At 59.3% G+C, this 19,865-nt stretch carries 19 protein-coding genes; 3 read left to right on the forward strand and 16 right to left on the reverse strand.

Features of this window, described 5'->3' with window-relative positions:
* The first annotated feature begins 161 nt into the window (after positions 1-161).
* Positions 162-1,886, forward strand: a complete 1,725-nt coding sequence (locus tag JI721_RS02190; protein WP_274456441.1) for a class I adenylate-forming enzyme family protein — start codon at positions 162-164, stop codon at positions 1,884-1,886.
* A 70-nt stretch (positions 1,887-1,956) separates the two neighbouring features.
* Here JI721_RS02190 and JI721_RS02195 read toward each other — a convergent pair whose 3' ends face one another.
* Genes JI721_RS02195 through JI721_RS02215 form a run of 5 tightly spaced genes read right to left on the reverse strand, consistent with a single transcriptional unit; the run spans position 1,957 to position 6,016 of the window.
* On the reverse strand, positions 1,957-3,105 hold the full coding sequence (locus JI721_RS02195; RefSeq protein WP_274456442.1) for an ABC transporter permease: 1,149 nt from the start codon (positions 3,103-3,105) through the stop codon (positions 1,957-1,959).
* A 53-nt stretch (positions 3,106-3,158) separates the two neighbouring features.
* A complete protein-coding gene (locus JI721_RS02200; RefSeq protein WP_274456443.1) occupies positions 3,159-4,079 on the reverse strand; it encodes an ABC transporter ATP-binding protein in 921 nt (306 codons plus the stop codon).
* A 45-nt stretch (positions 4,080-4,124) separates the two neighbouring features.
* Positions 4,125-4,868 carry a hypothetical protein gene (locus tag JI721_RS02205; protein WP_274456444.1) on the reverse strand — a complete coding sequence of 248 codons (744 nt, stop codon included), beginning with the start codon at positions 4,866-4,868 and terminating at the stop codon, positions 4,125-4,127.
* A gap of 15 nt (positions 4,869-4,883) precedes the next feature.
* Positions 4,884-5,621: an ABC transporter ATP-binding protein gene (locus JI721_RS02210; protein ID WP_274456445.1), complete on the reverse strand. Its 738-nt coding sequence runs from the start codon at positions 5,619-5,621 to the stop codon at positions 4,884-4,886.
* Positions 5,618-6,016: a GntR family transcriptional regulator gene (locus JI721_RS02215; RefSeq protein ID WP_274456446.1), complete on the reverse strand. Its 399-nt coding sequence runs from the start codon at positions 6,014-6,016 to the stop codon at positions 5,618-5,620. Before JI721_RS02215 ends, JI721_RS02210 begins: the two co-directional genes overlap by 4 nt.
* Positions 6,017-6,207: 191 nt before the next feature.
* On the opposite strand from JI721_RS02215, the gene JI721_RS02220 reads away from it, so the two are divergent.
* Complete coding sequence (locus tag JI721_RS02220) at positions 6,208-6,672, forward strand: coiled-coil domain-containing protein (protein WP_274456447.1); 465 nt, start codon at positions 6,208-6,210, stop codon at positions 6,670-6,672.
* Between the two features lie 107 nt (positions 6,673-6,779).
* Here the strand turns inward: JI721_RS02220 and JI721_RS02225 are convergent, their stop codons facing one another.
* The 11 genes from JI721_RS02225 to JI721_RS02275 all read right to left on the reverse strand — a co-directional run bounded on the left by JI721_RS02225 (position 6,780) and on the right by JI721_RS02275 (position 18,826).
* On the reverse strand, positions 6,780-6,935 hold the full coding sequence (locus JI721_RS02225) for a hypothetical protein (RefSeq protein WP_274456448.1): 156 nt from the start codon (positions 6,933-6,935) through the stop codon (positions 6,780-6,782).
* Entirely contained in the window at positions 6,932-7,519 is a 588-nt protein-coding gene (leuD, locus tag JI721_RS02230; protein ID WP_274456449.1) for a 3-isopropylmalate dehydratase small subunit, read from the reverse strand. The genes JI721_RS02225 and leuD overlap by 4 nt, the downstream gene beginning before the upstream one ends.
* Positions 7,520-7,723: 204 nt before the next feature.
* Entirely contained in the window at positions 7,724-9,148 is a 1,425-nt protein-coding gene (leuC, locus tag JI721_RS02235; RefSeq protein ID WP_274456450.1) for a 3-isopropylmalate dehydratase large subunit, read from the reverse strand.
* Between the two features lie 55 nt (positions 9,149-9,203).
* Complete coding sequence (gene leuB / locus JI721_RS02240) at positions 9,204-10,295, reverse strand: 3-isopropylmalate dehydrogenase (RefSeq protein WP_274456451.1); 1,092 nt, start codon at positions 10,293-10,295, stop codon at positions 9,204-9,206.
* A complete protein-coding gene (locus JI721_RS02245; RefSeq protein WP_274456452.1) occupies positions 10,292-11,827 on the reverse strand; it encodes a 2-isopropylmalate synthase in 1,536 nt (511 codons plus the stop codon). The genes leuB and JI721_RS02245 overlap by 4 nt, the downstream gene beginning before the upstream one ends.
* A 15-nt stretch (positions 11,828-11,842) precedes the next feature.
* Positions 11,843-12,892: a ketol-acid reductoisomerase gene (ilvC, locus tag JI721_RS02250; RefSeq protein WP_274456453.1), complete on the reverse strand. Its 1,050-nt coding sequence runs from the start codon at positions 12,890-12,892 to the stop codon at positions 11,843-11,845.
* Positions 12,893-12,998: 106 nt separating this feature from the next.
* Positions 12,999-13,529, reverse strand: coding sequence for an acetolactate synthase small subunit (gene ilvN / locus JI721_RS02255; RefSeq protein WP_274456454.1), 531 nt, complete (start codon positions 13,527-13,529; stop codon positions 12,999-13,001).
* Positions 13,526-15,181 (reverse strand): biosynthetic-type acetolactate synthase large subunit, encoded by a 1,656-nt coding sequence (gene ilvB, locus JI721_RS02260; RefSeq protein WP_274457617.1) that lies wholly within the window; start codon positions 15,179-15,181, stop codon positions 13,526-13,528. Before ilvB ends, ilvN begins: the two co-directional genes overlap by 4 nt.
* 137 nt (positions 15,182-15,318) lie before the next feature.
* Positions 15,319-16,986, reverse strand: a complete 1,668-nt coding sequence (gene ilvD / locus JI721_RS02265; RefSeq protein ID WP_274456456.1) for a dihydroxy-acid dehydratase — start codon at positions 16,984-16,986, stop codon at positions 15,319-15,321.
* Between the two features lie 58 nt (positions 16,987-17,044).
* Positions 17,045-17,944, reverse strand: coding sequence for a branched-chain-amino-acid transaminase (ilvE, locus tag JI721_RS02270; protein WP_274456457.1), 900 nt, complete (start codon positions 17,942-17,944; stop codon positions 17,045-17,047).
* 396 nt (positions 17,945-18,340) lie between these two features.
* A complete protein-coding gene (locus tag JI721_RS02275) occupies positions 18,341-18,826 on the reverse strand; it encodes an acyl-CoA thioesterase (protein WP_274456458.1) in 486 nt (161 codons plus the stop codon).
* A gap of 209 nt (positions 18,827-19,035) precedes the next feature.
* On the opposite strand from JI721_RS02275, the gene JI721_RS02280 reads away from it, so the two are divergent.
* The gene (locus tag JI721_RS02280) at positions 19,036-19,788 is read left to right on the forward strand and encodes a TVP38/TMEM64 family protein (RefSeq protein WP_274456459.1); all 753 of its coding nucleotides are present in this window, start codon (positions 19,036-19,038) and stop codon (positions 19,786-19,788) included.
* Positions 19,789-19,865 lie beyond the last annotated feature (77 nt).

A 19,865-nucleotide genomic window follows, 5' to 3' on the forward strand; every position in this document is an offset into this window, starting at 1 on the left:
CGCAGGGGCGTTTGCTGCTATCCAGCAGCCCCCTATACGCCGATAGATTGCATCCAGCCCGCGTCTTCCTGTATGGTTGTAACGTTGCAATCCTCACTATCTATTTCCCAGAATTATCTGCTATATTGAAGGCAACCATCTTGCTGCCAGGAGGAAGAACCATGCCCAGCCAAACACCAGAAGAACGCCGTCAGGCTTTGGAGCAGCGATACCCCGCATGGCCCAGGCATACGTTTGCAAGTCACTTTGCTGTACAGTGCCGTACGTACCCCGACCGGCCGTTGCTGTTGACGCCGACCCAGGCGCTCACGTACGCGGAAGTTTGGGACAAGTCCCGGCAAATCGCCAAGTCGCTGTTGAAGCTTGGCGTGAAACGCCGCGACCATGTTGCGCTGTTGATGGCCAATGAGCCGGAGTATGTCATGACGAAATTGGCGATCGCGCTGGTTGGCGCTGTCTGTGTGCCATTGAACACCATGCTGAAGACGGACGAACTGCGATACGTCCTCAAACAGTCGGACTGCCGTGTGCTCGTGCTGCACCAAACCGCCATGGGCATCCAGCACGCAAAGACCGTTTCCAGCCTGCTCGACCCACTCAAGAAAGAGGAGGCTCTGCTTGAACACGTCATCTGCATTCCGAACACATCCGAGGATCTGGACAGCCGCTTCCTCCACTGGGAGGAGTTCCTGGCCCAAGGCACGGCCGCTGGGCTGGACGAAGCACTCGAGGCGCGCACGCAGGCCAGCGAGTACCCCGATGAAGTGTGTGACATCGTGTATACGTCGGGATCGACCGGGACGCCCAAGGGCGTCATGCTCACGCACGACATGGTGCTGCGCTGCGCGTATGCGACCGCCATCAGCCGCGCGTTCGAGGATGGCAGGCGCTTTTTCACACCGCTGCCCCTGTACCATGTGTTCGCGTACATTGAGGGCCTGATGGCCGCGTCGTTTGTCGGCGGGTGCGTCATTACGATGCCTTCGTTCAGCCCGAAGTCCGCACTCGACCTGATGCAGCAATACCGGGCACAGGACTTTCTGTGCGTACCGTCGATGCTCGTCTCCATTTTGAACCACCCGGATTTGCCGCAATACGACCTCTCCTCCCTGTACGCCTTGATGTGTGCGGCCGCACCGGCGCCGGTGGCGGTTTGGGAGCAGGCGATGCGTGAGCTGGGGCTGACCGAGGTCTGCACTGGCTACGGCGGCACGGAAGTGACAGCTTCGACCGCACACACGGAGGTTGGAGATTCGATTGAGCGCATCACAACCCGCGTCGGCCGCCTGAAACCGGGCGGTGTAAGTGGACTGCCCGAATTCGGTGGTTCCAACATTCAGTACAAGGTCATCGACCCATTCACCGGGGAGGACTTGCCGCCGGGATCGATCGGAGAACTCACCGTTCGCGGCAACACGGTCACGCGCGGTTACTACAAGAAGCCTGCCGAGACCGCGGCCGCGATTGACAAGGACGGCTGGTTCCGCAGCGGCGATCTCGGCCGGATCGACGAACACGGCTACATTGAGTTTCTCGGACGCAGCACGGAGATGTACAAGGTGTCTGGCGAAAACGTCTCACCGAAGGAAGTCGAGGATGTCATCAACCGGCACCCTGCGGTGGCGCAAGCCTATGTCGTCGGCGTTCCCGACAACCTCACGACGGAGACCGGCGCTGCGTTCATCCAGTTGAAAGCGGGCATGACGCTCACGCGCCGCGACGTTGTCCAGTGGTGCAGCGAACGGCTGGCGAAATTCAAGATTCCGCGCCATGTCTGGTTCATGGAACAGAGCGACTGGCCGATGACCGGCACAGGGAAGATTCAGAAGTTCAAGCTGAGGGAACTCGCCAAGCAGAAATTGGAACAAGGCTCGACCGCACAGTAATCGCTGGTCACCGTCGATCCCGTTCGCCGCGCCGTTGCGACGAGCGGGATCGTCCGTTGGCCGCCCGCGGTTAGTTCTGCGCCGCCTTGATGAAGTGCCCGAACCGCAGCCACGCGACGAGCAGCCCGGCTGCACCAAACGCCAGCAGGACACCTGCGGAGGGCCAGACGGTTGTGATGTGCGCACCGCGAATCATGACGTCCTGAAAGCCCTGCTGTGCCCAATACTGCGGGGTAAAGTGCCCAATGACCTGCACAGCGTGCGGCATCAGTTCCGTGGGAAGCCAGACACCACCCACGGCTGCGCCGCCCAGAGAAATGAGCATGGTAATGCCCCGGCCCTGGTTTTCCCCGCGAATCAGCAGCGACACCGCCAATCCGATGCCCGTCCCGCAAATCCCGAGGCACAGAACGAGCAGCGCAATGGCACGCAAGTCCCCTAAATCCACATGGTAGACCAGGCGGCCAAATGCCAAGAGCACCACGCACTGAATCAACACCGCAATGAGCGCCGGGATCCACATCCCGAACAGGTACGTGACCGGCCGCATCGGCGTGCTGAGCAGGCGGGAGAGCATGCCGGACTCGCGCTCACCGAGGAAGCTGCGCATCATGCTCATGATGATGAAAAACACGAACATGACCGTGTACCCTGGCACCACTTGGTCGAGCATACTCACACTGCCCGTGCCGCTCACGTTGATGCCCTGGATGGAGATGGGCGCCTGTAAAACCTTGTGAACCTGCGCGGGAGACTGGCCCGCCGCCAGCAGCGTAGATGCGACATGCTGCTGCTCATACTGACTGCTGATGGAACTGAGCAGGGACTTGATGGGGCCCGTCACGGTGTCCTGGGTCGGGTCCTGGTAAAATTCCAGCTGCGCGGATTGTCCGGATGCCATGGCCCGGCCAAAGCCTGCGGGAATCACCAAGAGTGACGCTTCCTTGCCGGCTTTGATTTTCTGGATTTGGTCCGACACGGAAGCACCCGTATCCTGCGTGACGGTGAACCCCTTGACCTGCGACATATGCTCGATGAATGCCCGGGAAACCGAAGAATGGTCGCGATCGATATAATGAATAGGTATGTTTTCGTTACCCACGTGTGAAAACACCGAACCAAACAATACAATGAACAACATGGGCATGGCGATGAGAAAAAAGAAATTCCCCTTGCCCTTGAGGAGCAGTTTCAACTCTTTGCGAATGATACTCTTCACGTGCGGTCCTCCTCATTTCCTCTGCGCGCATGCCTGGTGCGCAAGCGCAAAGCCTAGTCTCTCAAACTGGTTCCCGTGAGCGAAAGAAACACCGACTCGAGCGACGGCCGCACGGTTTCAAGTACATCGATGTCTATCCCCTTTGCGGACGCGGTCTGCAACAGGAAACTCAACACCTCCATCACACGGCTGGTCTCCAGGATGAAGCCCTGACCTTGGCTGGATACGTGCGAGACGTGCGGAATGTCCGACAACGTCTCGAACCCCTTTGCCTCCACGTAAATGGCTTGTTTGCCATAGCGGGAGAGCAGGTCTCGGAGGGAGCCTTGGGCAATGACTTGACCTTGGTCAATGATGGCCAAATCATCACACAGCGCCTCCACCTCTTCCATGTAGTGTGTCGAGTAGATGATGGTCACACCCTGCGCCTTGAGCGCACGAATCATTTCAAAAATATGATTGCGCGATTGCGGGTCGATGCCGACCGTCGGCTCATCCAAAATGAGCAGCTTGGGCTGGTGCAGCAGGGCCGCCGCGATGTTGATCCTGCGCTTCATCCCGCCTGAGAAGGTTTCAACCGCTTCGTTCCCGCGGTGGGAGAGCCCGATTTCATCGAGGACAGTTTCAATTCTCTTTCGCAGTTCGCGGCCGTGAAGTCCGTACAGTTCTCCGAAGAACATCAGATTGTCCACAGCCGTCAGTTTCTCGTAGAGCGTGATGTTCTGCGGTACGTATCCAATTTGACGGCGAAGCGGCATGCTGTCGCGATGCGCTGGAACGGACAGGATGTGGATGGTGCCCGCGTCGGCTGGAAGGATGCCGGTGAGAATTTTCATCGTGGTGGACTTGCCTGCACCGTTTGGCCCAAGGAGCCCAAAACACGTGCCTGGTCGGACGGAGAACGTGACATCTTTCAGGGCCTGGGTCTTGCCGTAGTGTTTTTGTAATTCGCAAACTGAAACAACCGGTTCCATGCGGACACCCTTTCGCACATCATTTTTCGGACCGTAACACACTGTCTATACCGCCGCGTATCGGTCCAACAAGACGGAAGCCAAGCCAACCATGAGGCAGGCAAGTATCCAGCTGCCAAGGATGGAAAGCACCCTCACCGTCGAGACATGCACAAGTCCTGGCGGCGTGCTGCCGTCGATGTGGATGAAGCCCAGGTGGGCGGACACCAACCACCACATGCCGCCAAACGCGATCCAAATGAGCGGCATCGCCTGTCTCACCACAGATTGAAGGATGACGCCAAACAGCAGGCCAAACGCAGCGATGAATGGACAGGCACAGAGCAGCAGCGCGTTCCAGCGCAGGCCCGCCAACAGGAACGAACGGACATACGGTGTGCTGAACGAGCCGTTGAGGTACATGGTGTACAGTCCAAGGATGGCAATGGCACCGTACACACAGGCAAATATCAGCACAGCGAACAAAATCGAAGACACACACTTCGACAGCATGAGCCGCCATCGGGACATTGGAATGGTCAACCACCATCCGACGGTGGCATTTTTCCACTCGCTTGTAACACGCCCGATGGACATGCCAAACACCATAAACGGCAGGCCAAAGGTGAAGTACCACACGTCGGTGAAGTCCATCTGAATCAGGTGTCCTTTCCACGTTGCCAGTGCCAGCAGGACCACCAATATCGCCGCGGCGTAGGCCACTCGCCACTTTCCCGGAATGCGCCCGCGCCGTCCGCCTCTGACCTTCAAGTCATGCTTGACCAGCGTCCAAAATGCGTTCCCTGCCATGCCTCCCACTCCCTCCTACCGATACAATTGCTTCATCGTGGCATGCATCGAGCCATGTGCGGCGCGAAGTTCGTCGGCGTCCCCGCTGAGTGCCACTTGACCGTCCCGCAGAAAGACGGCGTGATCGAACAAGGCCTCTGCCTCGTAAATCTCGTGCGTACTGATGAGGACGGTTCGCTCGACATCGGCCAGTTCGCTGCTGCTCATGTGGTCAATCAGGCTTTCGATGATGCGCTCACGCGAAATCACATCAATGCCGGAGAAGGGCTCATCCAGGATGATGAGCGGCACGCTGCGCGCGACACACAGAATCAGCATCAGCCGCGCCTCCTGTCCCCGGGACATGCCCGACACCCGCGCATCGAGGTCGATGTTCATAAACGCTGCCAACCGTTCGGCCACTGCTCGGTCAAAGCCAGGCAGCAGCGATTCGCCCCAGTGAAACGCGCGGTTCACCGTGTGGTCGCCGTACCAGCGGGCGCGGTCGGGCAAGTATGCGATGTGGGCATTCGTCCGCCAGCCCGGACGCTGCCCGAGCACCGAGATGCTGCCGCGGTCGGGCTTCGCTAGTCCGGTCAGCATCCGAAACAGAGTCGATTTCCCGGCTCCGTTTGGCCCCAGCACGCCCACGATTTTGCCCTTCGGAATCGCGAGGTGAAGCTCGTTCAACGCGAACTGTTTGCCAAATCGCTTCGTGACGCCGTCACAGTACACCGCCGAGGTCATCGTAGTCATGGAAGCAATGGTCGTCATGGCTGCAGCCCCCCTCCTAGTCGCTCACGAATCGCCGCTTGAATGTCCTGTGCGGAGAACCCAAGGCTCTTCATCTTTTCGAGAAACTCATCAATGACCGTGTTCGCAAGTTCAGATCGAAACTGTTCGACGCGTTCTCTGGAAGTTGTGACGAACGTGCCCTGCCCGCGGTGCGTCTCGGTGAGCCCATGCCGCTCCATTTCCTGATAGGCGTGCATCACCGTGTTTGGTGTCACGCGAAGCGCCTGCGCCATTTCGCGAACGGACGGGATCTTCTCACCCAATGCAATCTTTCCCCTGACCACGGCAGTACTCATCTGATGCAAGATTTGCTCATAGATTGGCTGGCTTAGGTCGAGCTGAAAGTGCAGGGAGCCAACCGTTCGGTCATCCAAGTCATTCCCTCCCATCGAGGAGCTAAGCGTATCACGTGATTTAAGTGTATCATAACATGTAATACACTAAATGCAAGCGCGAATTTGCACATGTCCTCCAATTGTGCGATATGAATTTCCCCATACGTCATCGCCGCCTCGCGGGATGGGTGCTATAGTAGATTCACAAAACCGCAATTGGGGTGGTCTTCGTGGACGCAGAGCTGCAGTCGTTTCTTGAAGGCATGGAAGCACGCATCACGACGAGGTTTCATGGTCTGACGCAATCCATAGAGAGCCTTGACCAGCGCATGGACGAACTAGTGCAGCGAGTGGATCGCCTGGAGTTGCGCATGGACAGCCTTGACCAGCGCATGGACGAGCTAGGGCAGCGAGTGGATCGTCTGGAGTTGCGCATGGACAGCCTTGAGCAGCGCATGGACGGCCTCGACCAGCGCGTGACCATTCTGAACCAGCGCGTGCACGGACTTGGCCAGCGCATGGACGAGTTGGCGCGAGACATCCGGACCGTCGACAAGAAACATGATGCAACCTTTGAACAGGTTGGACGCTTGACGGAGGACATGACGGAGGTGAAAACCTACATCGACTACGTGCAGCACAAATTGATGGAACATGATAAAGACATCTATTCCCTGCGTCGAAAGCACTCCTGACTGCGAATCAAAGACGACTAGCTGCGCATGAAAGCGGCGCATCCAGCTCCTATGGAGCGGATACGCCGCTTCCTTGCAGGCCCTGACGTTGTGAGAGACTTCCGCGGTCAGAATTTCAGGATACAGTTGTCAAACAGTTCGTAGGCGGCCGGTGCGGCGTCGTGATCGAAAATCAGCGTGTTGGCTTGCTGCTCTCCGGGCTCAGGCTGAAACTCGCTGTCATGTGATCCAAAAGCCTGCAGCTCGTGCAAGTCGGCCGTCATCCTGTACGCCTCCTTTCAAACGCCGCAATGGCGTCCTCGTACTGCAGCGTGATGCCGATGTCGTCCAATCCGTGCAGCAAGTTATGCCGGCGGTGGTCGTCAATTTCGAAGGACACCTGCCAGCCGTCCCCCGTCGAAACGGTCTTCGCTTCCAAATCGACGGTGACTTCCACCGGTCCGTTCTGTCCATGGCGGAAGACCTCCTCAATCGCGGCTTCCGGCAGTACAATGGGCAGCAGCCCGTTCTTGAAGCAGTTGTTGTAGAAGATATCTGCAAAGGACGGTGCAAGGATAATGCGGAATCCATAATCACCGAGCGCCCATGCCGCATGTTCACGGGACGACCCGCAACCAAAATTGTGCTTCGCAGCCAAAATCGTCGCGCCCTCATACTGCGGCTGGTTCAGTTCAAAGTCCGGATTCGGGCTGCCGTCCTCTCGGAACCGCCAGTCGTAAAACAAGAACTGCCCAAAGCCAGTCCGCTCAATGCGCTTCAAAAACTGTTTCGGGATGATTTGGTCGGTGTCCACATTCACCCGATCCATCAGTGCAACCTTTCCCGTATGCTTTACCAATGGTTCCATACCGACTGCCCCCTCTCCTGACCTGTCAATTCGCACCTCATCTCGTCCGAGCGGCGGTACCATGGTACGGCTTTGCGTTATTTCGACTCTCCACTCCGCTTTTTTCTCTGAACAAACCCAGCCGTACCGCACCCACCAGACCCGACGAGACAAAGCTCACCGATGGGTTCGCCAGCACCATTCCTCGCCGATGCCAGCCTTCCCTCACACCGTGGCCGCGGCCGCCTCGTTCATCAGCTCGCGAACGTCGACGAAGCGGCCCGCGATGGCCGCAGCAGCCGCCATGGCCGGACTTACGAGATGGGTGCGGGCGCCGCGTCCCTGGCGTCCTTCGAAGTTACGGTTCGAGGTGGACGCACAGCGCTCCCCAGGCGGAACAAAGTCTGGGTTCATGGCGAGGCACATGCTGCACCCCGGCTCGCGCCACTCAAATCCAGCGGCCTTGAACACCTCGTGCAGCCCCTCGCGTTCTGCTTGCTCCTTGACTTGTTTCGATCCCGGTACAACCAGCGCCCGCACACCCTGTGCCACCTTGCGGCCCCGCACAACTTCAGCGGCGGCGCGCAGGTCTTCGATGCGCGAGTTGGTACACGAGCCGATGAACACGTGCTGCACCGGAATGTCGGTGATTTTCATGCCCGGTTCCAGTCCCATGTACGCCAGTGCCTGACGGGCCGCGCGCCGCTCGGCCTCCGTCGGGAGGTCGTCCGGATTCGGCACCGTGCCATTCACACTCGCGCCCATGCCTGGGTTGTTTCCCCAGGTGACCTGCGGTGCCAGCGTCGACACGTCGAAGGTCAGCACTTTGTCGTAGGACGCGCCTTCGTCGGAAGCCAGCGCTTTCCACGCCTTGGCCGCCGCCTCAAATGCTTCCCCCTGCGGCACACGCGGCCGGCCGCGCAGGTATTCAATGGTGACGTCGTCCGGTGCCACCATCCCCGCCCGGGCGCCCCCTTCAATCACCATGTTGCACATCGTCATGCGCGCTTCCATGGACATCTCATGCACCGCTTCACCGGTGAATTCCACGACATGCCCGGCGCCGAAGTCCACGCCATATTGGCTGATCACGCCCAGAATCACGTCCTTCGCCGTCACCCCGGGGGCCCGCTTGCCGACCAGCCGAACCTCGCACGTCTTCGGGTTCTTCTGCCACAGGCATTGTGTTGCGAGGACATGTTCCACCTCGCTCGTGCCAATGCCGAACGCCAGCGCACCAAAAGCGCCGTGTGTGGAGGTGTGGCTGTCGCCGCAGACAATCGTCTTGCCTGGCTGTGTCAAGCCGAGTTCCGGCCCGATGACGTGCACGATGCCTTGGCTGGGGCTCCGCAAGTCTGCCAACTCAATGCCGAACTCCTTGCAATTGGCTTCCAGCGTCGCGATCTGCTTGCCGGCAATCTCATCCTTGACGTCGAACGGGTTATCCGTCGGCACGTTGTGGTCCATCGTGGCGTATGTCAAATCCGGACGGCGCACCGTTCGGTTTGCGAGCCGCAGCCCTTCAAAGGCCTGCGGGGAAGTGACTTCGTGAACGAGGTGCAGGTCGATATACAACAGCGCCAAATCGTCCGCCTGCTCGACCACCGTGTGCGCTTCCCAAATCTTTTCAAACAGCGTCTTTGGTTTCATGTCCGTCACCTCCGCGTCAAGCTGTTCCTTACGACTGCCCTTGTGCTTGAAATCCTTATTTCGCCGCGACCGTCGCCCGCAGGCGGGTGCGCACCGCTTCGCCCATCTCCGCGGTGGACAGCGGCGTGTCGCCCGGGCCCGCGATGTCCGCTGTGCGCAGTCCGTCTGCCAGCACCTGCTGCACGGCCTGTTCCACCGCGTCGGCCTCCGCGAACATCCCGAACGAGTGCCGCAGCATCATTGCCGCAGACAGGAACGAGGCGAGCGGGTTCGCGATGCCCTTTCCGGCGATGTCCGGAGCGGAGCCGTGGACCGGTTCATACAGGCCAGGCCCCCCCGCGCCAAGGCTGGCCGACGGCAGCATGCCAATCGATCCGGTAATCATCGCCCCCTCGTCGCTCAGGATGTCGCCGAACAAGTTCTCGGTGACGATCACGTCGAACTGTCCGGGGTCTTTCACGATTTGCATGGCCGCGTTGTCGACGAGCAGGTGGTTCAGTTCCACATCCGGGTATTCGGCGTGCAGCCGCTCCGCCGTCTCGCGCCACACGCGGCTGCTCTCCAGCACATTCGCCTTGTCCACGGAGGTCAGGCGCTTGCCGCGCTGCTGCGCAATCTGGTAGCCGAGGCGGAGAATACGTTCGATCTCCTGCTCGCTGTAGCGCAAGGTGTCCACCACTTCCAGACCGTGATCGGTCTGGATGCGCTCGCGCGGCGTTCCGAAGTACAGGCCGCCCGTGAGTTCCCGCACAATGACGAAGTCGACGTTCGTCAACACCTCGTCTTTCAGCGGGGAGGCCGCTGCCAGCGGCGGAAACACGGTGATGGGCCGCAGGTTCGCAAACACGTCCAGCGCCTTGCGCAGGCCCAGCAGGCCCGCTTCAGGCCGTCCGGAAGCCGGGCCGCGGTCGTACTTTGGCGCGCCGACGGCACCGAGCAGCACGGCATCGCTCGCTTTGCAGCGCGCCACCGTCTGTTCCGGCAAGGGGGTGCCTTCTGCGTCAATCGCAGCCCCGCCAATGTGGGCCGCGGTGAATTCAAATGTGTGTCCAAACTGGACGGCGACTTCCTCCAGCAGCTTTTGGGCTTCTGCCGTCACTTCTGGACCGATGCCGTCGCCTGGGAGGACGGTAATGTGTTTGTTCAAGACACGCCCACTTCCTTGAATTCTTGTTTGAGTGCAATGCGGTTGATGGCGTCCAGGAACGCCTTGGCCGAAGCGGCCAGGACGTCGTTGTCAACGCCGCGCCCGCTGCCGACCATACCCTGATAGCCCACTTTGACATAGACCTCGGCCAGCGAGTCTTTCCCGCTCGTCGTGGATTGAATCCGGTAGTCCTGCAGGTCGACCGGGTGATTCAACAGCCGCTCAATCGTGCGGTAAATCGCTTCGACGCTGCCGTTGCCCGTCGCTGCTTCCTGCAAGACGGTCCCGTCTGCCGCCTGAATGGCCAGCGTGGTCGTCGTGATGGCGTGCGTGCCGTACGAGACGTGCATGGACGCCAGTTCATAGTGCGGACGCCCGCTGTTGGCCGATGCCTCCAGCGCCAGTGCGAGGATGTCGTCATCGGTGACTTCCTTTTTCTTCTCGGTGAGCAGCTTGAAATTTTGAAACAGCTGATTGAACTCGTCGTCCGTCAGGTGCAAGCCCAACTCTTCGCACTTGCCGCGGAACGCATGGCGTCCAGAGTGTTTGCCAAGCACCAGGGCGTTGGACGAGAGGCCGACCATTTCCGGACGAATGATTTCGTAGGTCAGCACATTTTTCAACACACCATCCTGATGAATCCCCGACTCATGGGCAAAGGCGTTGGCCCCAACCACGGCCTTGTTCGGCGGTACCACCATGCCGGTCAGCTTGCTGACGAGCCGGCTGGTACGCACCGTCTGTGTCAGGTCGAGGCCCGTCTCCGCCTGGTAAAAGTCGCGGCGGATCGCGAGCGCGACCGCGATCTCCTCAATCGACGCGTTGCCCGCGCGCTCTCCGATGCCATTGATGGTGCCCTCCACCTGGTGCACCCCGGCTTCAATCGCCGCGATGGAGTTGGCCACGGCCATCCCCAGATCGTCATGACAGTGGGCGGACAATTTCGCCTTGTGAATGTTCGGCACGTGGTCCAGCATGTAGCGGAAGAGGCTGCCATACTCGTGCGGGGTTGTGTAGCCCACTGTGTCCGGCAGGTTGATGACCGTCGCACCCGCGTCAATGACCGCCGTCACGATTTTCGCAAGAAAATCCCAGTCCGACCGCGTCGCGTCCTCGGCGGACCATTCAATGTCCGGGAACTTCCTGGCGCCGTACTTCACCATCGCCACCGCGGTCTCAAACACTTGGTCGGGTGTCATCCGCAGTTTATCGCGCATATGAATGGGTGACGTCGCGATAAACAGGTGCAAGCGCGGAGCTTCCGCGTGCTGCAGCGCACCCCACACCGCATCAATGTCTCCCTGAACATGCCGGGCCAGTCCCGCAATGGTGCAGCCGCGCACCGCCCTGGCAATCTGCGACACCGCGTCGAAGTCGCCCGGAGACGAGGCCGGGTACCCAGCCTCCATCACCGTCACGCCGTACCTGGCCAGCTGATACGCGATTTCCAGCTTCTCGTGCGTATGCAGATTGACGCCAGCAGACTGTTCCCCGTCGCGCAGGGTCGTGTCGAAGATCTCAATCTTTCGCAATCCAGTCACCTCTTTCTACTTGGATTCGGATCGCGCAGCCTGAACGCGCTCGCCAGCCGACTGACCACTGTAATCGGGGCGGCGAATGAACGGCATCAACTCGCGCAGCTGCCGGCCCACAACTTCGATGGGGTGTTGCTGCTCGCGCTGATTGATGGCGTGGAACATCGGGCGGTTGGCTTGATTCTCCAGCACCCAGCCCTTGGCGAACACGCCGGTTTGGATGTCTTCCAGAATCTTCTTCATTTCCTTCTTGGTCTCGTCCGTCACAATCCGCGGACCGGCGTTGAAGTCACCCCATTGTGCCGTGTCGGAAATGGAGTAGCGCATATAGGACAAGCCGCCCTCGTACATGAGATCCACAATCAGCTTCATCTCATGCAGGCATTCAAAGTACGCGGCTTCCGGCTGATAGCCCGCTTCCACCAAGGTTTCAAACCCGGCTTTGACGAGGGCAGACATGCCGCCGCACAGAACCGCTTGTTCACCGAACAGGTCGGTTTCGGTCTCTTCCTGGAAGGTGGTCTCGAGCACGGCCGCACGCGTGCCGCCGATGCCCTTGGCGTAGGACAGCGCCACTTCCTTCGCGCTGCCGCTCGGGTTTTGGTAGACCGCGATGAGCGCCGGCACGCCGCCGCCCTCCGTATACACGCGGCGGACCAGATGGCCGGGACCCTTCGGTGCGACCATGAAGACATCCACGTCGCTGGGCGGAACGACCTGATGGAAGTGGATGTTAAAGCCATGTGCAAAGGCAATCGCCTTGCCCGCGGAGAGATGTGGCGCAATTTCCTGCGTATAAACCTCCGGCTGCCGTTCGTCCGGAAGCAGAATCATCAAAATGTCTGCCGCCCTGGTTGCATCGGCGACGGTGTAGACGTCAAATCCGTCCTCCTCGGCCTTGTTCCACGAGCGGCCGGGGCGCAGCCCTACGATGACTTTCACACCGCTCTCACGCAGGTTCTGTGCGTGGGCGTGTCCCTGCGAACCATATCCGATGATGGCGACCGTCTTGCCTTGCAGTGCATCCATTGTGACGTCTTTGTCGAAGTACAGGTTTGCCATAGAATTTTTCTCTCCCTCTCCAGCTGTCAGAAGTTTGGTCAGCAGCATCTTCTAAAAGAAACGCATGCTATGAATCTCATGCCGGGTCCCCGGCAATGATTCCTGGTTAAATCGGCAGCAGGTTCAGTTGCTTCAGACGGATGACTTCGCTCGAGGTTTCCGAGTCCCGGGTAAACGCTGCGATGCCCGTGCGCGCCAGTTCCCGGATACCGTACGGCCGCAGCAGCGCAATCAGCGCATCGATTTTGTCGGACCGCCCGGTGGCCTGAACCGTTACGGATTCGCGGCCCACATCAATGATGGAGGCTCGAAACGGCTCAATCAGGGTGGTGACTTCGCCCCGGTTCTGCACCGAACTGTTGACCTTGATGACCACCAGCTCGCGCGCAACCATCGGCTGGCTGGTGATGTCGAAGACCTTGAGCACATCCACCTGCTTGTGCAGTTGTTTGATGACCTGCTCGACGATGCGGTCGTCTTCCGCATGAATGACAATTGTCATGCGCGACAGGCCCTCCGTCTCGGTGGGCCCGACGGTGAGGCTCTGAATGTTGAATCCCCGCTTCAGGAACAGCGCCGTGATGCGGTTGAGCACGCCCATCTGGTTGTTGACGAGAACGGTCAAGACGTGATTCATGGTTTCACCCCCACCATCTCGTGAATCCCAGCGCCTGGCGGGACCATCGGATAGACGTTCTCGCGCGACGGCACATGACAGTCCACCAGCACCGGCCCCGGCGTCTCCAGCGCCCGGCGGATCATGGCGTTGGCTTCCGCCTCGTTCTTCGCGACGTACGCCGGAATGCCGAACGCTTCCGAAAGTTTTACGAAATCCGGCTGCACCGGAATCAGCGATTCCGAATACCTCCGCTCATAAAACAGTTCCTGCCACTGCCGCACCATCCCCAGCGACCGGTTGTTCACCAGCACCACCTTCACAGGAATCTGGTAATCGACCAGGACCGCCAGTTCCTGCATGGTCATCTGAAATCCACCATCGCCCACGATGGCGAAGACCGGGACATCGCGCCTGCCGATCTGAGCGCCAATCGCCGCCGGCAGCCCAAAGCCCATCGTCCCCAGCCCCCCGGACGTCACCCAGCGGTTCGGCTGACGGAACGGAAAGTACTGCGCCGCCCACATCTGGTGCTGCCCGACGTCGGTCACCACAATGGCATCCCCGCCGCACTGTTCATGGACGATCTCGACCAATCGCTGCGGCTTCAAGCGTTCATCGTCAGGCGCGTACCAGAACGGGTTTGACCGCGCCATCTCCTGCACATGGTCCACCCAGTCCTGAATGGAGCCCATGGTTAAATCCTCGTTCAGCAGCATCCGCAAGGCTTCGCCCGCATCGCCCACCACCGGGATGTCCGTCGGGACATTCTTGCCAATCTCAGCCGGGTCGATGTCGATATGAATCACCGTCGCGTGCCGGGCAAAATGCTGCAGGTTGCCTGTCAGCCGGTCGTCGAACCGCGCGCCGATGTTCAGCAGCAGGTCGCATTCGTAAATCGCCATATTGGCCGCATACGTCCCGTGCATGCCAGCCATGCCGAGGAACAGCGGGTGGTCTCCTGGAAAACTCCCGAGTCCCAGCAGGGTATTGGTGATCGGCGCCTGGATGGTGTCAATGAGCTGGTGCAGCCAGTCGCTGGCCCTCGCGTGCAGGACGCCCGCGCCAGCCAGAATCAGCGGCCGCTTCGCGGCACGCAGCGCCGCAGCGACCTTGCGGATTTGCAAAGCGTTCGGCACAACGGTCGGCTGATAGCCCGGAATGCGAACCGGGGCAGCATAGTCAAACTTGCCAGACGCATTGGCGATGTCTTTCGGCAAGTCAATCAGCACCGGTCCCGGCCGGCCCGTCGAAGCGATGTGAAACGCCTCCTTGATGACGGCCGGCAGCTGGTTCACGTCCTGCACCTGATAGCTGTGCTTCGTTATGGGCATCGTGATGCCCAGAACGGAGGCCTCCTGAAAAGCGTCCGTCCCAATCACGCTGGTCGCCACCTGGCCGGTGAAAATCACAAGCGGCAAGGAATCCATCATGGCATCGGTAATCCCCGTGACCAAGTTGGTCGCGCCCGGTCCGGAAGTGGCAATCACGACACCCGGCCTGCCGGTCACCCTGGCATACCCTTCAGCCGCGTGGATGGCACCTTGTTCGTGACGTGTCAGGATGTGCGGGATGCCGCATTGGTAGAGCGCGTCGTACACCGGGAGTATCGCACCGCCCGGGTAACCAAAAATGACTTCGACTTGTTCCGCCCGCAAGGCTTCCACCAACATCTGCGCGCCTGTGAGAATCTCCGCCGCAGTGCCTCGGCCAGCGGCGTCGTCGACAGGCAAGGACGACTGCGTACTCGGTACCATCAACAATCCCTCCATTCTCATTGTCACCACGGTCAATCGATGGTCCGAAGCGGTTAAACCTTCAGGACGCCGCCTGTGTTCGCGGACGTCACCAGCTTCGCGTACCGGGCGAGGTACCCGGACTGCACTTTTGGCTGCGGCGGCTGCCAGGATGCGCGGCGTTTCTCCAGCTCCGCATCGGAAACCAGCAGTTCGATGCGCCGCTCTGTCAAATCGATGCGGATGCGGTCCCCTGGCTCGACCAACCCCAGCGGCCCGCCTTCCGCGGCCTCCGGCGAAATGTGCCCGACACAGATGCCGCGGGTCGCACCCGAGAACCGGCCGTCCGTGATGAGCGCGACCTCCGTGTCGAGCCCGCGGCCCGCAATCGCTGACGTGGGTGCCAGCATCTCGGGCATACCCGGTCCACCCTTCGGGCCTTCATAGCGGATCACGACCACGTGGCCGGGCCGGACAGTACCGTTGTTGATGCCTTCCTGCGCCTCATCCTGGGAGTTGAAGCAGATGGCCTCCCCCTCAAACGAGGTGATACCGGGTGCCACCGCCCCGACTTTGATGACCGCGCCGTCTGGTGCCAAATTTCCATAGAGAATGGAGAGTCCGCCGACCGGGCTGTAGGGGTTGTCGCGGCGGCGAATCACCTGCTCGTTGGTGATGTTTGCGTTGGCCACATTTTCGCGGAGGGTCTTGCCCGTCACCGTGATGCGGTCGGGGTGAACAACCCCGGCATCCACCAGCTCTTTGATGATGGCGCTGATGCCCCCGGCATTGTGTACGTCTTGCATGGAGTATTGCGAAGCTGGGCTGATTTTTGCGAGGTATGGAACGCGTTTTGCGACTTCGTTGATGCGCTCGAGGCTGTAATCGATTCCTGCTTCATGCGCGATGGCCAGCACGTGCAGCACGGTGTTGGTCGAACCGCCCATCGCCATGTCCAGTGCGAACGCGTCGTCGATGACTTCTTCGGTGATGATGTCGCGCGGCCGGATGTTCTGCGCCACCATGTCCATCACGCGGCGGGCCGCCTCGCGAAACAAGTTGTGCCGGTCCTCCGACGTCGCCACCAGCGTTCCGTTCCAGGGCAGCGCGATGCCGAGCATTTCCATCAAACAGTTCATCGAGTTGGCGGTGAACATGCCCGAACAGGATCCACAGGTGGGACAAGCGTTCTGTTCTAAGTCCAGCAGTTCGGTTTCATCAATTTTCCCGGAGCGATACGCGCCGACGCCTTCGAAGACGGAGGTGAGGGACAGCGGCTGGCCCTTACTGGAACGCCCCGCTTCCATGGGTCCTCCGGAGACGAACACGCACGGAACATTGGTGCGGACCGCAGCCATCAGCATTCCCGGCGTGATCTTGTCGCAATTCGGAATATACACAACACCATCAAACCAGTGGGCGTTGATCATCGTCTCCGCCGAGTCCGCAATCAATTCGCGGCTGGGGAGTGAGTAGCGCATGCCGATGTGTCCCATCGCGATGCCATCGTCCACACCGATGGTGTTGAATTCAAACGGAATCCCACCCGCTTCGCGGATGGCCTCTTTGACCATTTCGCCGACTTCCCGCAGATGAACGTGACCGGGAATGATATCCACATAGGAGTTACAGACGCCGATGAACGGTTTGGGCAAGTCGGTGGGTTTCACCTTGCCCGTGGCGTACAACAGGCTTCGGTGCGGCGCTCGGTCCACACCCTTCTTAATCATGTCGCTTCTCAATTTCTCTCCACTCCCAGCAACCTCTGTTCTATGTGCAAGTCCGAGTCAAGACGCTTTATCAGGACGCTGTCACTTGCGGGTCGGCATGAATGCTGACGCCGTCGGTGTGCGCAACCTCGCGGAACAATGTATTTAACCGATGCGTCAAGGCCCCCGGCTTGCCGTCCCCGATGACGCGGCCATCCACCTTGACCACAGGAATCACCTCTGCCGCGGTCCCCGTGAGGAACACCTCATCCGCGACATACACATCCTGGCGCGTAAACGGCTCCACGTGCACCGGAATGTCCTGCTTCTTGGCCAGTTCAATGATGACGTTGCGCGTCACGCCCTCCAGTGCACCCAGGTAACTCGGCGGCGTCCACAGCTCTCCCCGTTTGACGATGAACACGTTGTCACCGGAACCTTCCGCGACATAGCCTTCCGTGTTCAGCATCAACGCCTCACTGACCCCCGCCAGGTGCGCTTCGATTTTCACAAGAATGTTGTTCAGGTAATTGAGTGATTTCAGTTTCGGGTTGAGAATGTCGGAGCGGCTGCGCCGTGTCGCGACGGTCACGATGGAGAGTCCCGTCTCGTACAGTTCCTTCGGGAACAGCGCCAAAGGTTCCACAATCACGATCACGTTCGGCCGCGCACAGGTGAACGGGTCCAACCCCAGGTTCCCCACGCCTCGCGACACCACGAGCCGGATGTACGCATCCTCCAAGTGGTTCGCGCGCACCGTATCTACCACAATCTTCGTCATCTCTGGCTTGGTATATGGGATTTCCAGCAAAATTCCTTTCGCTGAATCATAGAGACGGTCCAGGTGTTCGTTTAAACGGAACACGTTCCCTCCGTATGTACGAATCCCCTCAAAAACGCCATCGCCGTACAAAAAGCCATGGTCGTACACCGAGACTTTCGCATCTTCCTTCGCCACGAGTTCACCGTTCAGAAAAATCAATTGGCTCATGCGCTCCACACCCCTGAAGACACCTTGTCATGTCTTTGATGAATTACAACGAGTCTAAATAGCTAAATATTACGACAAATGTTCATTCGTTCCACTCTGGCCTGACGGCATGACGCCCTGTCGCTGCGCCCAGTTGGGTTGGTCGGGGGGATCAACTGTACGTCGAATGTACGTCGAACAAGGATGGACGCAACGGACGAAGCAGCGGCAAATCCGTCGGCTGTCCAAAGGGAAACAAATGTTTCAATTTGTCGAGCATTTTAGTACGGTTCTGGGGTTGTGTCAATCCTGACATCCGCTCCCACTCGCCTGTAACCGCTTACGAAAACGGTTACGAAACCGTTTTCGTAAGCGGTTCGCAAATAACTTCACAAAAAATTTGAAATCCGGTATCGGTTATCCACGCTTGCTTTCCAGCGTAGACTTTCGCGCCTTTCGCGCCAAATAACGGGCCTCTGCTGTGTCGTGGTGCCACTTCTCTTCCTCCGTTTCAGGCATCACCGGCGGGACAGGACACGGTTTCCCGTTCTCGTCCAACGCGACAAACGTCAAGTACGACGTGCCCGTCAACTGCCGCTCCCCAGTCAACAGGTCTTCCGCTTCCACGGACACGAACACTTCCATCGACGTGTGATGCGTCCACGTCACGAACGCCTCGACGTAAATCGCCTGGCCGAGTTTGATGGGGGCAAGAAAGTCCATGCTGTCCATGGATGCCGTGACCACCGGCATCCGGCAGTGACGCATGGCTGCCATCGCGCTGACTTTGTCGATGTACGCCATCACCTTTCCGCCAAAAATCGTGTTATGGTAGTTCGTGTCCGGCGGCAGGACGTGATCGGTTAATGTCGTTCTCGAAAGACGAGCTGGTTTTCCCTCCATCTAACATCTCTCCTCGCTGCTGTCGTCTTGTTCATCTTACCGTTCGAACACGGCGCTGCCAATCCGGCAACGCAGACGAGCGGCCAAAGCGGGCGTCCGTCTGGCAAGGGACGTGGAACGTGCAGGAAAACCGAGAAAGACGTTTGCAAAACACACGATATGGGGTACGATTTAAACACGAGGTCCGTAGAGAGGAAATGGCTTGAAACATGACTCATACCGAGCGCGAAAGCTCGTTGGCAGAACGAACTTCGGCGGAGCGTGCGATGGAAGACGCGCCCGTACTCACGAAGATTGCACAACTTGGTGTTTCGACATCGCACAAGCGAATTGGCGCTCTCGGCAGTATCTGCCTGTTTTTGTTCGGCATCCTGCTGCTGTTCGGCATCTATTATTATCAGCAGAAATACCATTTCTCAGAAGTGATCCGCACGTGGGGATGGCTGGGCATTCTTGCTTCCATTGTATTCATGGCCCTGCTTTGCATTATTCCCGTCCCGTCTGAGTTTCTGCTGCTCATGAACATGAACGCGTACGGCATCGTGTGGGGCATTGCGTATGCTTGGATTGGGGTGCTGATGGGCACAGCGGCCATTTTCTTGATGGCCAGGTACTTGGGGCGGCCCGCGCTGGAGGCGATTGTTCCGGCCGACCGGTTCGATCAAGTCGAGGCCTGGGTCAAGCGCAAGGGGGCCTTGGGCCTGCTGCTGGCGCGCTTGCTGCCCGTACCGGCATCCGTCATTAACTACATCGCGGGTGTTCTCAAGTCGGTTCACTGGTGGGATTACCTCTGGACAGCGGGCGTGGGGATGATTCCTTACTACGGAATGGCTGCACTGCTCTACTTTGGCGTGTCCAAACAGCTGGTCATGTTCATCGTGTTTGGCGGCGTCGTGATTGCCGCAGGCTGGATTTTCGGCCGGTTTCTCAGCCAAAAGCGGAACGCGGAACGCAACCCCTGAGCCGTCATTCACAACACTGGCGACAGACAGCACCGTTCACCGGTCACAGCGCCAGCAGCCGCGCGGACCAGCCGCAC

It is taken from the genome of Alicyclobacillus cycloheptanicus (assembly GCF_028751525.1).
Taxonomy (GTDB): domain Bacteria; phylum Bacillota; class Bacilli; order Alicyclobacillales; family Alicyclobacillaceae; genus Alicyclobacillus_L; species Alicyclobacillus_L cycloheptanicus.